Here is a 14,801-nt window from a genome sequence, read left to right as displayed (position 1 = left end):
ATTGTCGGAAAACCCGCATCTGGAGATGGTTTTTGGTCCACGTGGCGTTCAGCCGTGTGGCCCGTGTCCGTTGCAGGACAGCGGCGGCAGGGCATCGGCCCCGCCGCCGCGCATTTTTCCATCGCTCAGAAGCGGTCGGCGTTCATCACCTTTGTCCACGCGGCTACGAAGTCGGCCACGAATTTCTCGTTGGCATCGTTCGATGCGTAGACTTCTGCCACGGCGCGCAGTTCGGAGTTGGAGCCGAACACCAGATCGACCGGGGTGGCCGTCCATTTCATCGCACCGCTCGCGCGATCCCTGCCTTCGTAGAGTGCCGGGTTGGCTGCCGATTTGGCCCATACCGTGTCCATCGACAGCAGGTTGGTGAAGAAATCGGTGGTCAGTGCTCCCGGACGGCTGGTGAACACGCCGGCGGCAGAACCGCCTGCGTTGGCGCCCAGAACGCGCATCCCGCCCACCAGCACGGTGGTTTCAGGTACGGTCAGGCCCAACAGGTCGGCCTTGTCGATCAGCGCCTCGGCAGGGCCGCTGTTGGCATCCGCTGCATGGAAATTGCGGAAGCCATCGGCCTTGGGCTGAAGGTAATTGAACGATTCGACATCGGTCTGTGCCTGCGTGGCATCCACCCGGCCCGGCGTGAACGGGACGGTCACGTTATGCCCTGCCGCCTTTGCTGCCTGTTCGATGGCAACATTACCGCCCAGCACGATCAGGTCGGCAAGGCTGACTTTCCTGCCGCCCTTCGCGTTCTTGTTGAACGCGGCGCGGATGGCGTCGAGCTTTGTCGTCACTTTGGCCACTTCGGCGGGATCGTTGACCGCCCAGTCCTTTTGCGGCGCAAGACGAAGCCGCGCGCCGTTGGCCCCGCCGCGCATGTCGGTGGCGCGGAAGGTCGATGCAGAAGCCCATGCCGTCCGTACCAGTTCTGCGGTGGTCAACCCCGATGACGCGATGCTGTTCTTGAGTTGCGCCACGTCGCCCGCGTCGATTGCTGCATAGTCGGCCTTGGGCAACGGGTCCTGCCAGGTCAGCGTCACTGTCGGCACGTCCTTGCCGAGATAGCGCGCCTGCGGTCCCATGTCGCGGTGAGTCAGTTTGAACCACGCACGGGCAAAGGCATCGGCGAACGCCTGCGGGTTGTTCTTCCAGCCCAGCGTTACCTTGCGGAAGCCGGGATCTTCGCGCATCGCAATGTCGGTGGTGAACATGATCGGCGCGTGGCGCACGTCAGGGCGATGGGCATCGGGCACCAGCGTTGCGGCAGAAGCATCCTTGGGAATCCACTGCGTCGCGCCTGCCGGGCTTTTGGTCTTCACCCATTCGAAGCCATAGAGGTTGTCGAGATACTGCGTGGTGAAGGCAATCGGATTGGCCGACCATGCGCCTTCAAGACCGCTGGTGATCGTATCTTCGGCATTGCCCTTGCCGCACTTGTTGGCCCAGCCAAGACCCTGCTGTTCGATCTTCCCCATGCCCGGATCACCGGCAAGGCATTCCTCCGGCTTGTGCGCGCCGTGCGCCTTGCCGAAAGTGTGGCCGCCCGCGATCAGTGCAGCGGTTTCTTCGTCATTCATCGCCATCGCACCAAACGCGCGGCGGATGTCATTGGCGGCGGCCAGCGGATCGGGCACGCCGTTCGGGCCTTCGGGATTTACATAGATCAGGCCCATCTGCGTTGCCGCCAGCCCGCCTTTGAGGTTGCCCTTGGCATCGCGCCGCTTGTCATCCAGCATCTTGGCTTCGGGACCCCAGAAGACCAGATCCGGCTGCCAGGCGTCAACGCGGCCACCGGCGAAACCCAGCGTCTTGAAGCCCATGTCTTCCATGGCGACATTGCCCGAAAGCACCATCAGATCGCCCCACGAAAGCTTGCGGCCGTACTTCTGCTTGATCGGCCAGACCAGACGGCGCGCCTTGTCGAGGCTGACGTTGTCGGGCCAGGAATTGAGCGGCTCGAACCGCTGTTCGCCACCATCCGAGCCGCCACGCCCGTCGCCGGTGCGATAGGTGCCTGCGCTGTGCCATGCCATGCGAATGAAGAACGGTCCGTAGTGGCCATAATCGGCGGGCCACCAGGGCTGTGATGTGGTCAGCACCTTGCGGATATCGGCCTTTACCGCGTCGAGATCGAGCGAGGCGAACTCTCTGGCGTAATCGAAGTCAGGACCATAGGGATTGGACCGCGCCTCGTTCTGGCGCAAAGCGGTCAGGTCGAGGCTCTTTGGCCACCACTCCTTGGCGACCATGGGGCTGTCGGTGACGGCGTCTGCATGCGCGGGGCCGACCAGCGCGAGGGGCGAGGCCGCCGCCATTAGCGCGACCGATGCGATCCTTCTGAATATCATGATATCTCTCCTCCTGCTGTTCCCGAACGTGATCGGGCGTTACAATCGGCTAGATCAATCAAACTTCGTTTCCCAACGGGTTTCCCCCATCACAGTAATCGCCTCTGACATTCAGTTTGCCAAAATTCAGCAATGTTTGCGATATTGCGGTGCGGCATGTGCCAGCCCGAATTGCATCCTCCGGGACACGGGTGAAAGCCATTTGCGCGGGAATATGCGTTTACCTTTGTTCCGGTCGACCGGATATGTCGAGGAATTCACTTGTAATCTCGACCTTCATGCCCGCGCCGGTTATGCCGACAGTCTCGATGTTCTCGTACGATCCCAATCGCCCACGCCGGAATCCTTGCCATGAAGCCGATCGACCTTACCGAACTCAAGGCCAACGCGGCGATAATGTCGGGCCGCCTCAAACTGATGAGCCATCCTGAGCGCTTGCTGATGCTGTGCCGGATGGATGAAGGCGAAGTATCGGTTACTGAGTTGGTGGAACTCACCGGCCTGTCCCAATCTTCGGTTTCGCAACATCTCGCGCTTCTGCGCGAAGAGGGCGTCGTCACCATCCGTGGCGAAGCGCAGACCCGATTCTACAGCCTGAACGATCCGATTGTGCGCGGCGTCATTCACACGCTGTGCGAATTGTGTCCCGTCGTCGCTCCATAGCTTCCACCTCTCAAGCGCCGGAAAGCAGCCGTGTCCGATCCAGTCCTCGTCGTATGCCCCGCCTGTACCACTACCAACCGCGTCCCGCGTGAGAGACTGGCGGCGGGCGGTACGTGCGGGCGATGCGGTGGCGCCCTGTTCGATGGCCATCCGGTTACACTGGACGCGCGCAATTTCGACGCGCACCTTGCCAGGAGCGGCATTCCGCTGCTCGTCGATTTCTGGGCATCGTGGTGCGGTCCGTGCCGCCAGATGGCTCCGGCCTTCGAAGCTGCCGCCGCGCAGCTTGAACCGCATGTCCGACTGGGCAAGATCGATACCGAGGCGGAGCAGGGGATCGCCGCGCGCTTTGCCATCCGGTCGATCCCGACCATGATCCTGTTTGCGGGCGGCAAGGAACGCGCGCGGCAATCGGGCGCAATGCCGGCGAGCGCCATCGTCAACTGGACGAGGCAGGCCTTGACCGGTTGAGATTGTGTGCAGGAAACCATGGGATTTTGCAAAAGCGGGTCTATGATGCCGGGACAGAACGGAGATCATGCGATGCAAGGCTATGTTGCGAACATCGAGCAGCTTACCGAGGAGAACAATGACTTCCGCCGTGTTCTCTACACCGGCCATAACCTCCAGCTAGTGCTCATGGCGATCCAGCCAGGTGACGAAATTGGCGAGGAAGTTCATGACGACCGCGACCAGTTTTTCCGCATTGAAGGCGGCACGGGTGAAGTGTGGATCGATGGCACATGCCACAAGGTCAAGGCGGACGACGGCATCATCGTGCCCCAGGGCGCGCGCCACAACGTGATCAGCACCGGCACCGAACCTTTGCGCCTTTACACGATCTACGGCCCGCCCGAACATATCGACGGCACGGTCCATGCCACTTGCGCGCAAGCCGCTGCCGCGCACGAACATTTCGACGGCAAGACCACCGAGTGATCGATCAGGCCATCGCCAGCACACTTGTCAGGATGATCCGCACCAGTTCGGCCTGCCGGCTGGCACCGGTCTTGGCATAGATTTTCTTGGAATAGTTGCGCGCCGTCTCGATCGATAGACCAAGCTCTTCCGCAGCTTCGGCGATGGATCGCCCTTGCGCGATGGCCCACGCCAGCCGTGCTTCGCTGGGCAGCAGTCCGAACAGGTCGACCAGCTGGTCGCAGCGATCGGCCTGCGAAATTCGGTCGCCGCTGATATAGGCAATGGCAATCGGCGGTGTCGGTGAAGATACCGAACGGTTCTGGATCGGCCTGACGAGGATGTCGATCAGGGGATCGCGGCTGAGATTGATGGCGCGCGGGCGGGCATCGGGATCCTGCGCGAAGGTCTTGATCAGGGCGGTCAGTTCCCGGTCGATCGCTGGCGACGCCGGGGTCAGGCGGTCATAGCGGCCACGCCGAAGTACGCCCGATCGCTGGAACATCAGCTCAAGATGCGGGGTCATGTCGACGATCCGGCAGCGCGCATCCAGCGTCAGCCAGCCGAAGTTCAAGCGGCGGATCGCATCGGTGTTCACCGCCGAACGGAAGCGCTCGCGCTCCATGGCGACGAACGTGCGCATCGCGATCCGCAGATGCGGGACCAGAGCGGCGATCAGGTTGCTCACCGCAGCGCCGGACGACCGTCCGCCTGCACAGCTCAGCCAGGCGTCCACGCCGCCGGGTTCGGTCACCCGCACCATGCGGACCATGCTTACGCCAAACTGGTCGATGGTGCCCTTGCGGAACGCGCGGTGTTCGGGGTTTGCCGGATCGATCAGTTCGTCAAGGTCGTACACCCGCCCTTCGCGCATGGTGCGATAGGGCAGCGGATCATGGGCAAGGCTTTCGATAAGCAGCTTGCGCAGTTGCGGCGACATCCGTTCGCCCGAATAAAGTTCGATCGGCACCGCCTCGTCCATCGCGCGGAAGATCAGCGTGGCGTGCTGCGTGCGGGCGCGGGTGCGCAGGCGGTCGAGGAACGTGGACCATAGCGGCTGTTCGAACAGGCCCTCGTGCAGGGACTTCAAAAGGTCGCCATCATCAAGCCTCATCAAAATTGTCTAGCATCATCCCATTTGGGAGGTCCAGCCTCTCATGCTTTCTGGCAATCAGTTTTCGAACAGGGAGAGACCCGTGCCTGATAAACAAAACTTGACTCACCTCGAACGGCTAGAGGCGGAAAGCATTCACATCCTGCGCGAAGTGGTGGCAGAGGCCGAAAACCCCGTCATGCTCTATTCAGTGGGCAAGGACAGCGCGGTCATGCTGCATCTGGCGCGCAAGGCGTTCTACCCCTCGCCCCCGCCATTCCCGCTGCTTCACGTCGACACCACGTGGAAGTTCAAGGAAATGTACAAGCTGCGCGATCGGATGGCGATCGAAAGCGGGATGGACCTGCTGGTCTACCAGAACCCCGAAGCGGCAGAACGCGGCATCAATCCGTTCGATCACGGCGCGCTCCACACTGATATGTGGAAGACCGAGGGCCTCAAGCAGGCGCTCAACCTCTACGGTTTCGACGCGGCCTTCGGCGGCGCGCGGCGTGATGAGGAAAAGAGCCGCGCCAAGGAGCGCATCTTCTCGTTCCGCACCGCCAGCCACGGCTGGGACCCCAAGAACCAGCGGCCCGAACTGTGGAATCTGTATAACGCCCGCAAGAGCAAAGGCGAATCGATCCGCGTCTTCCCGATCTCGAACTGGACCGAGCTGGATATCTGGCAGTACATCCATCTCAACGATGTGCCGATCGTCCCGCTCTATTTCGCGGACGAACGGCCCACCGTGGAGCGTGACGGCATGCTGCTGATGGTCGATGACGAACGCTTCCCGCTGCTGCCGGGCGAAGAGCCGGTGATGCGCTCGATCCGTTTCCGCACACTGGGCTGCTATCCGCTGACCGGCGCTGTCGAAAGCACGGCCAAGACGCTGCCTGAAGTGATCCAGGAAACGCTGCTCACCACCACCAGCGAGCGCCAGGGGCGCGCCATCGACAAGGATGCTGGCGGTGCCGGCATGGAAGTCAAGAAGCAGCAGGGGTACTTCTGATGTCGGACACCACCACCACCGATCCGATCTACGTCACCGAAGCGCTCATCGCCGAGGATATCGACGCCTATCTTGACCAGCACCAGCACAAGACCATGCTGCGCTTCATCACCTGCGGGTCGGTGGACGATGGCAAATCCACGCTGATCGGCCGCCTGCTGTATGATTCGAAGATGATCTTCGAAGACCAGCTCGCCGCGCTGGAAAGCGATAGCAAGAAAGTCGGCACGCAGGGGCAGGACATCGATTTCGCGTTGCTGGTCGACGGCCTTGCCGCCGAACGCGAACAGGGCATCACCATCGATGTCGCCTATCGCTTCTTCAACACCGAAAAGCGCAAGTTCATCGTTGCCGATTGCCCCGGCCACGAACAGTACACCCGCAACATGGTGACCGGCGCCTCCACCGCCGATCTTGCGGTGATCCTGATCGATGCGCGCAAGGGTGTGCTGGTGCAAACGCGCCGCCATTCCTACTTGTGCCACCTGATCGGCATCCGCAACATCGTGCTGGCGGTCAACAAGATGGATCTCGTCGATTACGACCAGTCCACCTTTGATGCCATCGTCGAGGACTATACGGAATTCGCCCGCTCGATCGGGATCGAAAGCTTCACCGCGATGCCGATTTCCGGCTTCAAGGGTGACAACATCACCACGCGGTCAGCTAACACGCCCTGGTACACCGGATCCACGCTGGTCGAACATCTCGAAACGGTCGAAGTCCTGTCATCGGTCGATGCGGACAAGCCGTTTCGCATGCCGGTGCAGTGGGTCAACCGTCCCAACCTTGATTTCCGGGGCTTCTCCGGTTTGATCGCCACGGGCAGCGTCAAGCCCGGCGATGCCATCCGGGTCCTGCCTTCGGGCAAGACCAGCACGATCACCCGCATCGTAACCCTGGGCGAAGACTTGCCGCAAGCCGTGGCCGGACAGTCGGTCACCCTGTGCCTTGCTGACGAGGTCGATTGTTCGCGTGGCGACGTGATTGCCGTAACCGACAATCCCCCGCAGGTGGCCGACCAGTTCGAAACGACGCTGGTCTGGCTCGCCGACGAGGAAATGCTTCCCGGCCGCTCCTACTGGCTGAAGCTGGGCACTCAGACGGTCACCGCCAGCATCCAGCAGCCCAAGTACCAGGTCAACGTCAATACGATGGAGCGGCTGGCGGCAAAGACGCTGGAACTGAACGCCATCGGCGTTGCGAACCTTTCCACCGACAAGCCGATCGTGTTCGAGCCTTATGACAAGAGCCGTACGCTGGGCGGCTTCATCCTGATCGACAAGATCACCAATGCCACGGTGGCGGCAGGCATGCTGCACTTCAGCCTGCGCCGTTCGGACAACGTGCATTGGCAGGCGACCGACGTCACCCGCGAATTCCACGCCAACCTCAAGAACCAGAAGCCGGTCGTGCTCTGGCTCACGGGCCTTTCGGGCGCGGGCAAATCGACCATCGCCAACCTTGTCGAAAAGAAGCTGGCGCGGATGAACCGCCACACCTTCCTGCTCGACGGCGACAACGTGCGCCACGGGCTGAACAAGGACCTGGGCTTTACCGATGCCGATCGCGTGGAGAACATCCGGCGCGTGGGCGAGGTTGCCAGGTTGATGACCGATGCGGGCCTGATCGTGCTCACCGCCTTCATCTCGCCCTTCCGTTCGGAGCGCGACATGGTGCGCAAGATGATGCAGCCCGGCGAATTCATCGAGGTGTTCATCGATACCCCGCTGGACGAGGCTGAAAAGCGCGACGTGAAAGGTCTCTACAAGAAAGCCCGCGCGGGCGATCTCAAGAATTTCACCGGGATCGACAGCCCCTACGAACCGCCTGAGGATCCTGAGATCCACATCGACACCACCGGCATGACCGCCGAACAGGCGGCCGATATGATCGTTGAAAGGCTGATTCCATGAGCGCTGCGGAGATGACCGACGCCGCCCTTGCGGCCCACCTCGCCGTCGTGGCCGGGCGCATCCTGATCGAAGTGCGCGAATCCGGCGTGTTCGCTCCCAAGGCGCTGGGCAAGGCGGGAGACCAGACCGCCAATGTCTTCCTCGTCCACGCGCTGCGTGAGGTGCGCGCTGCGGACGGCCTTCTTTCCGAAGAGGAAAAGGACAACGCCGAACGTCTCTCCATGAGCCGGGTGTGGGTCGTCGATCCGGTTGACGGTACGCGCGAATATGGTGAGGCGCGGGCTGACTGGGCCGTTCATGTGGGCCTTGCCATCGACGGCCAGCCAGCAATCGGTGCGGTCGCCCTGCCCGGTCTGGATGGCGGCATCGTGCTGCGGTCTGACGAGCCGGTGGCCCTGCCGCCAGCGCCAGCGCAATTGCGCATGGTCGTATCGCGCACCCGTCCCGCACGGGAAGCCGTGGCGGTGGCGGAAATGCTCGGCGCAGAACTGGTGCCGATGGGTTCGGCGGGGGCCAAGGCAATGGCCGTCATCCTGGGGCAGGCGGACATCTACCTTCATTCGGGCGGCCAGTACGAATGGGACAGCATGGCCCCGGTTGCGGTGGCGGCAGCGCATGGCCTGCACTGTTCGCGCATCGATGGCAGCCCACTGACCTACAACAACGCCGACGTCTATCTGCCCGACCTGCTGATCTGCCGCAAGGAACACGCCCAGCAGGTGCTTGCCCTGATCGCGCAGGTCGACGCGGCGCCTGCGGGAAGCTGAAGCGCCGCGCCTGAATACGGTGAGCGCCTTCAGAAGCGCGATTGCAGGCGGTGCACGAGGTCATCGAGGAAATCGATGACCGCGCGTATACGCGGTACGCGCTGGAGATCGGCGTGGAGCACCATCCAGTACGTGCGCCGGTCCTCTATTTCATCGGGCAGGACACGTTCGATCCGGTCATCGTCTGCTGCACACAACAAGTGAAGCATGCCGATGCCGGCGCCTGCCGCCACCGCGGATTGCTGCGCCGCGCTGGAACTGGAACGGAACACCGTGCTTCCCCCGACCTTGGCCTGGTTGAGCGAAAGCAATTCGGGGAAATCGAGCAGTTCATCCACATAGGACACGAAATCGTGCGCGTTCAGATCGGCCCGGCTGGTGATAGCAGGCCGCCGGTCCAGATAGTCGCGCGCGGCATATAGGCCGAGCCGGTAATCGACCAGCTTGCGGCCCACCAGCCTGCCACGGGGCGGCTGGCGGATAGTGATCGCGATGTCGGCCTCGCGCTTTGACAGGCTGACGGTTCGGGTTTCGGGCACGAGTTCCAGTGTCAGTCCGGGATGGCGCGTGCGCAACTCGGCAACGTGCGGTGCAACAAGATAGGTGCCGAAGATTTCGGGCGTGGCCAGCCGGACCGTGCCGGATACGCGCGTATCGCGCTGGCCGACGCTGGCCGTGGCAAGCAGCAGTTCACTCTCGACGCGCTCGGCATGGCCGATCAGCGCGGTGGCCGCCGGTGTCGGGGCAAGCCCGCGCGGGGATCGGTCGAACAATCGGGTGCCCAGCGCCCGTTCAAGTGCGGAAAGCCGCCGCGATACGGTGCTGTGATCCAGCCCCAGCCGCCGCGCCGCGCCCACGGTATTGCCCTCGCGCATGATGCTGAGGAAGACGAGCAGTTGATCGGATGTCAGCACATGGATTCCTGCACAGCGATTGGGCAACATATGGCCTATGTCCGCACAGTGCAAAGGAGTATGCGAGGCACCGTCCAACCAGGGGTGCCCAGTCAGGGCTGCCCGACGAGGGGCGAGGAGAACAAGCCGATGCGTACGATCACTCATTTCATCGCCGGAGCAGCCGCTCCAGTTGCCGGTGCGCGCACCGGCGATGTGTACAACCCGTCGACCGGCCAGGTGCAGGCGCAAGTCGAACTCGCCAGCCCTGCAACGCTCGATCAGGCGGTTGCTGATGCCAAGGCCGCGCAAGTCGCCTGGGCCGCACAGAACCCCCAGCGCCGCGCACGCGTGATGTTCCGTTTCAAGGAACTGATCGAAAAACACATGGACGAACTGGCCGAAATGCTCAGCCTCGAACATGGCAAGGTCATCGCCGATTCGAAGGGCGATATCCAGCGCGGGCTTGAAGTCGTCGAATTCGCCTGCGGCATTCCCCACCTGCTGAAGGGTGAATATACCGAAGGCGCAGGTCCGGGCATTGATGTCTATTCGATGCGCCAGCCGCTCGGTGTGGTCGCCGGCATTACCCCGTTCAATTTCCCTGCGATGATTCCGCTGTGGATGTGCGCGCCTGCAATCGCTTGCGGCAACGCGTTCATCCTCAAGCCTTCGGAACGCGATCCTTCGGTGCCGGTGCGCCTTGCCGAACTGGCGCTGGAAGCCGGGCTTCCCGCAGGCATCCTCAATGTCGTCCACGGTGACAAGGAAATCGTCGATGCGATTCTCGATCACAAGGACGTCAAGGCGGTGAGCTTCGTCGGTTCGTCCGATATCGCGCAGTACGTTTATGGTCGTGGTGCCGCCAACGGCAAGCGCATGCAGTGCATGGGCGGGGCCAAGAACCACGGTATCGTTATGCCCGATGCCGATCTTGATCAGGCTGTGGCCGACATCATCGGCTCGGCCTATGGTTCGGCAGGCGAACGCTGCATGGCGCTTCCGGTCGTGACGCCGGTGGGCGAGGCGACCGCCGTTGCCCTGCGCGCGAAGCTGCTGACCGCAATCGAAGGCCTGCGCGTGGGCATCTCGACCGACCCCGATGCCCATTACGGCCCGGTTGTCGGCGCCGCGCACAAGGCCAAGGTCGAAGCTTACATCCAGATGGCCGTCGACGAAGGCGCCGAACTGGTGGTCGATGGTCGGGGCTTCTCGCTCCAGGGCTATGAAGAAGGCTTCTTCCTTGCCCCCACGCTGCTCGATCACGTCAAGCCCGACATGCAGAGCTACCAGGAAGAAATCTTCGGCCCTGTGCTTCAGATCCTGCGCGCCGAAACCTTCGAGGAAGCGCTGCGCTACCCCTCGGAGCACCAGTACGGCAATGGCGTGGCGATCTTCACGCGCAACGGCGATTATGCGCGCAAGTTTGCCGCCCAGGTCGAAGTCGGCATGGTCGGCATCAACGTGCCGATCCCGGTTCCGGTCGCTTACCACAGCTTCGGCGGCTGGAAGCGTTCGGGCTTCGGCGATATGGATCAGTACGGCATGGACGGTGTGCGCTTCTACACGCGCACCAAGAAGGTTACGCAGCGCTGGCCCAGCGGCGGCGCCATCGTCGACCAGAGCTTCGTCATCCCGACGATGAAGTAAGCCGCCCGGCGCTACGCCGAACGGACAAGAGGGGCCGCTCCGATCTTCGGAGCGGCCCCTTTTTCACGTTCGGAGGGATCACGCCATCATGTCTCAGGAAGCGCCAGCGCGCTGAAGGCGCGCGGGTTCAACCACTTCGCATGAAAATCATGCAAATTCAGACATCTGGCGATTTGGTGGTGGATGCCCCGCGAGGATTCGAACCTCGATAGACGGAATCAGAATCCGTAGTCTTACCATTAGACGACGGGGCAGCGAGAGGCGCGCAAGTAGGCGGGGGAAATGCGGGAGTCAAGCGGGTGAAACGGCATTTTTGGGGGCTGGCCTTGCGGGGCGGGCGCTGCATCGCTAGCATTGCGGGCAAGTACCCGGCAGGCATCATGCGGCGCGGGAAAACATAAGTGAATTTGATTTATGGCGGAGAACCATCCGCCGGCCACTGGGCAAGGCGTACGATCCGGCAGGAACAAGGCCGACACGACAAACGGCAACCGGAAAAAGGGACGGCGCAAGTCTCGACCGGGCCGCAATTCTACCGGGAGCAGCCTCCCGCCCAACGCCGCCGGCAAGACCAGTCCTCCCTCGCCAGGGGCGGACACAGCGCACGAAGCGCCGGTTGCGCCCGCAGGCGGGCCAGAAGCGTCGCTGGAAACGTCCCCGGAAACGTCCACAGCAGCGCCAACAGTAGCGATTGCACCCGAACGTGCTGCAACGTGGCAAAAGCCGATGCCGCATCACCGTCAGGCTTATGCTGCCATCGATCTTGGCACTAACAACTGCCGGTTGCTGATCGCAAGGCCTTCGGGCGAACACTTCGTGGTGATCGATGCGTTCAGCCGCGTGGTGCGGCTGGGCGAAGGGCTTGCGCAGACCGGGCGGCTTTCGGACGAAGCGATGGACCGCGCGCTGGCCGCGCTGCACGTGTGTGCCGACAAGCTGCGCAAGCGCAATGTCCACCTTGCGCGATCGGTGGCGACAGAGGCCTGCCGCCGCGCCAGCAACGGTGCGGAGTTCATCCAGCGTGTGCGCGAGGAAACCGGCATCCGCCTGAACATCATCACCGCGCAGGAAGAGGCGCGGCTGGCGGTGCTGGGTTGCCACATCCTGCTGGAACAGGGTGAAGGCCCGGCGATGATCTTCGACATCGGCGGCGGGTCGACCGAGATGGTGCTGGTGGAAACCGGCGAAACGGTGCCGCGCATCCTTGACTGGCAATCCGCACCGTGGGGCGTGGTATCGCTGACGGAAAGCGTGGGGCCGATCGCCGACAGCGCAGAGGCGCGCGCCGAAGCCTATGCCGAAATGCGCCGCCGCGTGGATGAGGGCTTTGCCGATTTCGCGCTGCGGGTCGGGCCGATGCGCGAGGCGGCGCAGGCGCAGGCCCGCATCCGCCTGCTCGGCACCAGTGGCACGGTGACGACGCTGGCGAGCCTGCATCTGGAACTACCGCAGTACGACCGGCGGGCGGTTGACGGCCTTGTGGTGCCCGCCGATTCGATGCGGGCGATCAGCCAGAACCTTTCACGCATGTCGCATGCCGAACGCGTCGCCTTGCCATGCATCGGGCGCGAACGGTCCGATCTGGTGGTGGCGGGTTGCGCAATTCTCGAATCGATTCTCGACATCTGGCCGGCCGATCGCCTTGGCATTGCCGATCGCGGCATTCGCGAAGGCATCCTGCGCAGCCTCATGGCTGGTGGCGGCGATCCTGCCCGCCCCCCTGCCCAACAACGGAATTTTGCAGCATGAGCCGATCCGGCAAGGACCCCAACGAGCGCTTGCGCACGGCCAAGAAGCGTACAGCATCGTCATCGCGCTGGCTCACGCGGCAGATCAACGATCCTTATGTAAAGCAGGCCCGCGCCGAAGGCTGGCGCAGCCGCGCCGCGTTCAAGCTGATCGAACTGGACGAGAAGTTCAGCCTGCTGCGCAACGCAAAACGCGTGGTTGATCTGGGCATCGCGCCGGGCGGGTGGAGTCAGGTCGTGCGCAAGAAGGCGCCTTCGGCCAAGGTCGTGGGCATCGACCTCTTGCCGACAGAGCCGATCGAGGGCGTGACGATCTTCGAGATGGACTTCATGGCAGACGAGGCCCCTGCCGCGTTGCAGGGGGCGCTTGATGGCCCGCCTGATCTTGTGGTGTGCGACATGGCGGCCAATACCGTGGGCCACAAACAGACCGATCACTTGCGCACGATGGGCCTGGTCGAAACGGCGGTGGACTTTGCGATCACTTCGCTTTCGCCCGGCGGCGCCTTTGTCGCCAAGGTTTTTGCGGGCGGCACCGATGCCGAACTGCTCACCATCCTCAAGAAGAATTTCACCACGGTGAAGCACGCCAAGCCCCCATCGAGCCGCAAGGATTCATCCGAGTGGTACGTGATCGCCCAAGGCTTCAAGGGGTAGGACGAACAGGCAGACCGCGCGCCGCATTCCAGTTGAACAGGAAATTGCGATGCTCTGCCCAGGTCTGGCCCTCAACCCGATCGGCCACGAGGCAGGCCGAGGTGTGATATGGCCCTGCGCCATCGGTCGTGCGGAAGCTTGCGCACGTGCGGCCCCGATCGGTTTTCCAGCGCCCGGAAAGGATCTCGCTTTCATAGAAGCTGCCCTTGACGGTGCCGTCGGGTTGCAGCGCCAGCACCATCGGCTTCGTATAGGGTTGCGCCGGATCGGCTGAGAGATCGACCGTCCACTGGCCATCGAGCGTGGCCGCAGGTTCGGCCGCAATGGCAGTGTGGGCGGCAAGCGCGAACAACGCGGCAATAAGCGGGCGCATGGACAATCCTCCTGTCATCGAGCGGGAGGTGTGCCCCGGCTGCGATGATGGCGCAATTGCCTTGAAGGCCATGCGAAAAGGGCGCCGGAACTGCTTCCGGCGCCCTTTGCATTAGTCTGATGCGTTGGCTTATTCCGCCGCAGCTTCCGAGGGTGCTGATTCTGCAGCAGCATCCGATGCGGCCGCATCTGCCGGAGCAGCCTCTTCCGCCGGAGCCGCTTCAGGCGCAGGCAGCGGCAGGTTCGAGCCGAGCGAGTTGAGATAGAGGATGACGTTGGCGCGGTCTTCGCCCTTGGGCAGGCCCGCGAACGACATCTTGGTGCCGGCGGCGAATGCCTTGGGGTTCTTCAGCCATGTGTCGAGCGTGGCGAAATCCCAGTTTCCGCCCTTGGCGGCAAGGTCTGCCGAATAGGCAAAACCTGCGGCATGCTTGCCGACGGGCTTGCCAACGATCCCGAACAGATTCGGGCCGATGCCGCTTGCGCCGCCCTGTGCGGCGGTGTGGCAGGCCTTGCACTTGGCAAAAACGGCTTCACCCTTGGCAACATCGCCAGCGGCCAGAAGGTTTGCCAGCGGCAGTTCCTTTTCGCCGCCTGCGCCAGCTTCTTCTTCCACGCCTTCGATGGCATAGCCCATCTTTTCAGGGCGGTGTTCCTTGTCGGCCAGGAAATAGTGTGCCGAAAGGCTGGAAAGGCCCAGAGCAACGATGCCCCCGAACAAGGTCCATCCGGCGATGGTGTTGAAACGATCGTCCATTTAC

The 14,801-nt window shown here is 62.8% G+C and carries 15 protein-coding genes and 1 tRNA gene; 10 read left to right on the top strand and 6 right to left on the bottom strand.

Annotation, left to right across the window (positions count from 1 at the left end; all coding sequences use genetic code 11):
* Window positions 1-125: 125 nt before the first annotated feature.
* Window positions 126-2,348 (bottom strand): catalase/peroxidase HPI, encoded by a 2,223-nt coding sequence (katG, locus tag LUA85_RS16715; RefSeq protein WP_305799993.1) that lies wholly within the window; start codon window positions 2,346-2,348, stop codon window positions 126-128.
* A 226-nt stretch (window positions 2,349-2,574) separates the two neighbouring features.
* On the opposite strand from katG, the gene LUA85_RS21640 reads away from it, so the two are divergent.
* From LUA85_RS21640 to LUA85_RS16700, 4 genes are all read left to right on the top strand, one after another.
* On the top strand, window positions 2,575-2,703 hold the full coding sequence (locus tag LUA85_RS21640; RefSeq protein ID WP_256448258.1) for a hypothetical protein: 129 nt from the start codon (window positions 2,575-2,577) through the stop codon (window positions 2,701-2,703).
* The gene (locus LUA85_RS16710; protein WP_231471489.1) at window positions 2,700-3,011 is read left to right on the top strand and encodes a helix-turn-helix transcriptional regulator; all 312 of its coding nucleotides are present in this window, start codon (window positions 2,700-2,702) and stop codon (window positions 3,009-3,011) included. The genes LUA85_RS21640 and LUA85_RS16710 overlap by 4 nt, the downstream gene beginning before the upstream one ends.
* 30 nt (window positions 3,012-3,041) lie before the next feature.
* Window positions 3,042-3,482 (top strand): thioredoxin TrxC, encoded by a 441-nt coding sequence (gene trxC, locus LUA85_RS16705; protein WP_231471488.1) that lies wholly within the window; start codon window positions 3,042-3,044, stop codon window positions 3,480-3,482.
* A gap of 72 nt (window positions 3,483-3,554) precedes the next feature.
* Window positions 3,555-3,950 carry a cupin domain-containing protein gene (locus LUA85_RS16700; RefSeq protein WP_231471487.1) on the top strand — a complete coding sequence of 132 codons (396 nt, stop codon included), beginning with the start codon at window positions 3,555-3,557 and terminating at the stop codon, window positions 3,948-3,950.
* Window positions 3,951-3,954: 4 nt separating this feature from the next.
* On the opposite strand, the gene LUA85_RS16695 is transcribed toward LUA85_RS16700, so the two are convergent.
* Window positions 3,955-5,043 carry a helix-turn-helix transcriptional regulator gene (locus LUA85_RS16695; RefSeq protein WP_231471486.1) on the bottom strand — a complete coding sequence of 363 codons (1,089 nt, stop codon included), beginning with the start codon at window positions 5,041-5,043 and terminating at the stop codon, window positions 3,955-3,957.
* A gap of 82 nt (window positions 5,044-5,125) precedes the next feature.
* On the opposite strand from LUA85_RS16695, the gene cysD reads away from it, so the two are divergent.
* The 3 genes from cysD to LUA85_RS16680 are packed head-to-tail and all read left to right on the top strand — an operon-like array spanning window position 5,126 to window position 8,720.
* Window positions 5,126-6,037, top strand: a complete 912-nt coding sequence (gene cysD, locus LUA85_RS16690; RefSeq protein ID WP_371823699.1) for a sulfate adenylyltransferase subunit CysD — start codon at window positions 5,126-5,128, stop codon at window positions 6,035-6,037.
* Window positions 6,037-7,953, top strand: coding sequence for a sulfate adenylyltransferase subunit CysN (gene cysN / locus LUA85_RS16685; RefSeq protein WP_231471484.1), 1,917 nt, complete (start codon window positions 6,037-6,039; stop codon window positions 7,951-7,953). Before cysD ends, cysN begins: the two co-directional genes overlap by 1 nt.
* Before the next feature lie 11 nt (window positions 7,954-7,964).
* Entirely contained in the window at window positions 7,965-8,720 is a 756-nt protein-coding gene (locus LUA85_RS16680; RefSeq protein ID WP_305799996.1) for a 3'(2'),5'-bisphosphate nucleotidase CysQ, read from the top strand.
* A 29-nt stretch (window positions 8,721-8,749) separates the two neighbouring features.
* Here the strand turns inward: LUA85_RS16680 and LUA85_RS16675 are convergent, their stop codons facing one another.
* Window positions 8,750-9,634: a LysR family transcriptional regulator gene (locus LUA85_RS16675; RefSeq protein WP_231471482.1), complete on the bottom strand. Its 885-nt coding sequence runs from the start codon at window positions 9,632-9,634 to the stop codon at window positions 8,750-8,752.
* A 129-nt stretch (window positions 9,635-9,763) separates the two neighbouring features.
* On the opposite strand from LUA85_RS16675, the gene LUA85_RS16670 reads away from it, so the two are divergent.
* Window positions 9,764-11,263 carry a CoA-acylating methylmalonate-semialdehyde dehydrogenase gene (locus tag LUA85_RS16670; RefSeq protein WP_231471481.1) on the top strand — a complete coding sequence of 500 codons (1,500 nt, stop codon included), beginning with the start codon at window positions 9,764-9,766 and terminating at the stop codon, window positions 11,261-11,263.
* Between the two features lie 180 nt (window positions 11,264-11,443).
* Here the strand turns inward: LUA85_RS16670 and LUA85_RS16665 are convergent.
* Window positions 11,444-11,517, bottom strand: a tRNA-Gln gene (locus LUA85_RS16665).
* Window positions 11,518-11,677: 160 nt separating this feature from the next.
* Between LUA85_RS16665 and LUA85_RS16660 the strand changes: the two genes are divergently transcribed.
* On the top strand, window positions 11,678-13,012 hold the full coding sequence (locus tag LUA85_RS16660) for a Ppx/GppA family phosphatase (RefSeq protein WP_231471480.1): 1,335 nt from the start codon (window positions 11,678-11,680) through the stop codon (window positions 13,010-13,012).
* Window positions 13,009-13,668, top strand: coding sequence for an RlmE family RNA methyltransferase (locus LUA85_RS16655; RefSeq protein ID WP_231471479.1), 660 nt, complete (start codon window positions 13,009-13,011; stop codon window positions 13,666-13,668). Before LUA85_RS16660 ends, LUA85_RS16655 begins: the two co-directional genes overlap by 4 nt.
* On the opposite strand, the gene LUA85_RS16650 is transcribed toward LUA85_RS16655, so the two are convergent.
* The gene (locus tag LUA85_RS16650) at window positions 13,658-14,041 is read right to left on the bottom strand and encodes a hypothetical protein (protein ID WP_231471478.1); all 384 of its coding nucleotides are present in this window, start codon (window positions 14,039-14,041) and stop codon (window positions 13,658-13,660) included. The two genes, LUA85_RS16655 and LUA85_RS16650, sit on opposite strands and share 11 nt — an antisense overlap.
* A gap of 129 nt (window positions 14,042-14,170) precedes the next feature.
* On the bottom strand, window positions 14,171-14,797 hold the full coding sequence (locus tag LUA85_RS16645; RefSeq protein WP_231471477.1) for a cytochrome c family protein: 627 nt from the start codon (window positions 14,795-14,797) through the stop codon (window positions 14,171-14,173).
* Window positions 14,798-14,801: the final 4 nt, after the last annotated feature.

It is taken from the genome of Novosphingobium sp. CECT 9465 (genome assembly GCF_920987055.1).
Classification (GTDB): domain Bacteria; phylum Pseudomonadota; class Alphaproteobacteria; order Sphingomonadales; family Sphingomonadaceae; genus Novosphingobium.
Note: the sequence above shows the minus strand (reverse complement) of the source record. Positions and strands in the feature narration are given on the sequence as shown.

Bases quoted from the DNA above. Each gene is read 5' to 3' on its own strand.
- katG (WP_305799993.1), bottom strand. From the start codon at position 2,348: ATGATATTCAGAAGGATCGCATCGGTCGCGCTAATGGCGGCGGCCTCG.
- LUA85_RS16710 (WP_231471489.1), top strand. From the start codon at position 2,700: ATGAAGCCGATCGACCTTACCGAACTCAAGGCCAACGCGGCGATAATG.
- LUA85_RS16700 (WP_231471487.1), top strand. From the start codon at position 3,555: ATGCAAGGCTATGTTGCGAACATCGAGCAGCTTACCGAGGAGAACAAT.
- LUA85_RS16695 (WP_231471486.1), bottom strand. From the start codon at position 5,043: ATGAGGCTTGATGATGGCGACCTTTTGAAGTCCCTGCACGAGGGCCTG.
- cysN (WP_231471484.1), top strand. From the start codon at position 6,037: ATGTCGGACACCACCACCACCGATCCGATCTACGTCACCGAAGCGCTC.
- LUA85_RS16680 (WP_305799996.1), top strand. From the start codon at position 7,965: ATGACCGACGCCGCCCTTGCGGCCCACCTCGCCGTCGTGGCCGGGCGC.
- LUA85_RS16670 (WP_231471481.1), top strand. From the start codon at position 9,764: ATGCGTACGATCACTCATTTCATCGCCGGAGCAGCCGCTCCAGTTGCC.
- LUA85_RS16660 (WP_231471480.1), top strand. From the start codon at position 11,678: ATGGCGGAGAACCATCCGCCGGCCACTGGGCAAGGCGTACGATCCGGC.
- LUA85_RS16655 (WP_231471479.1), top strand. From the start codon at position 13,009: ATGAGCCGATCCGGCAAGGACCCCAACGAGCGCTTGCGCACGGCCAAG.
- LUA85_RS16650 (WP_231471478.1), bottom strand. From the start codon at position 14,041: ATGCGCCCGCTTATTGCCGCGTTGTTCGCGCTTGCCGCCCACACTGCC.
- LUA85_RS16645 (WP_231471477.1), bottom strand. From the start codon at position 14,797: ATGGACGATCGTTTCAACACCATCGCCGGATGGACCTTGTTCGGGGGC.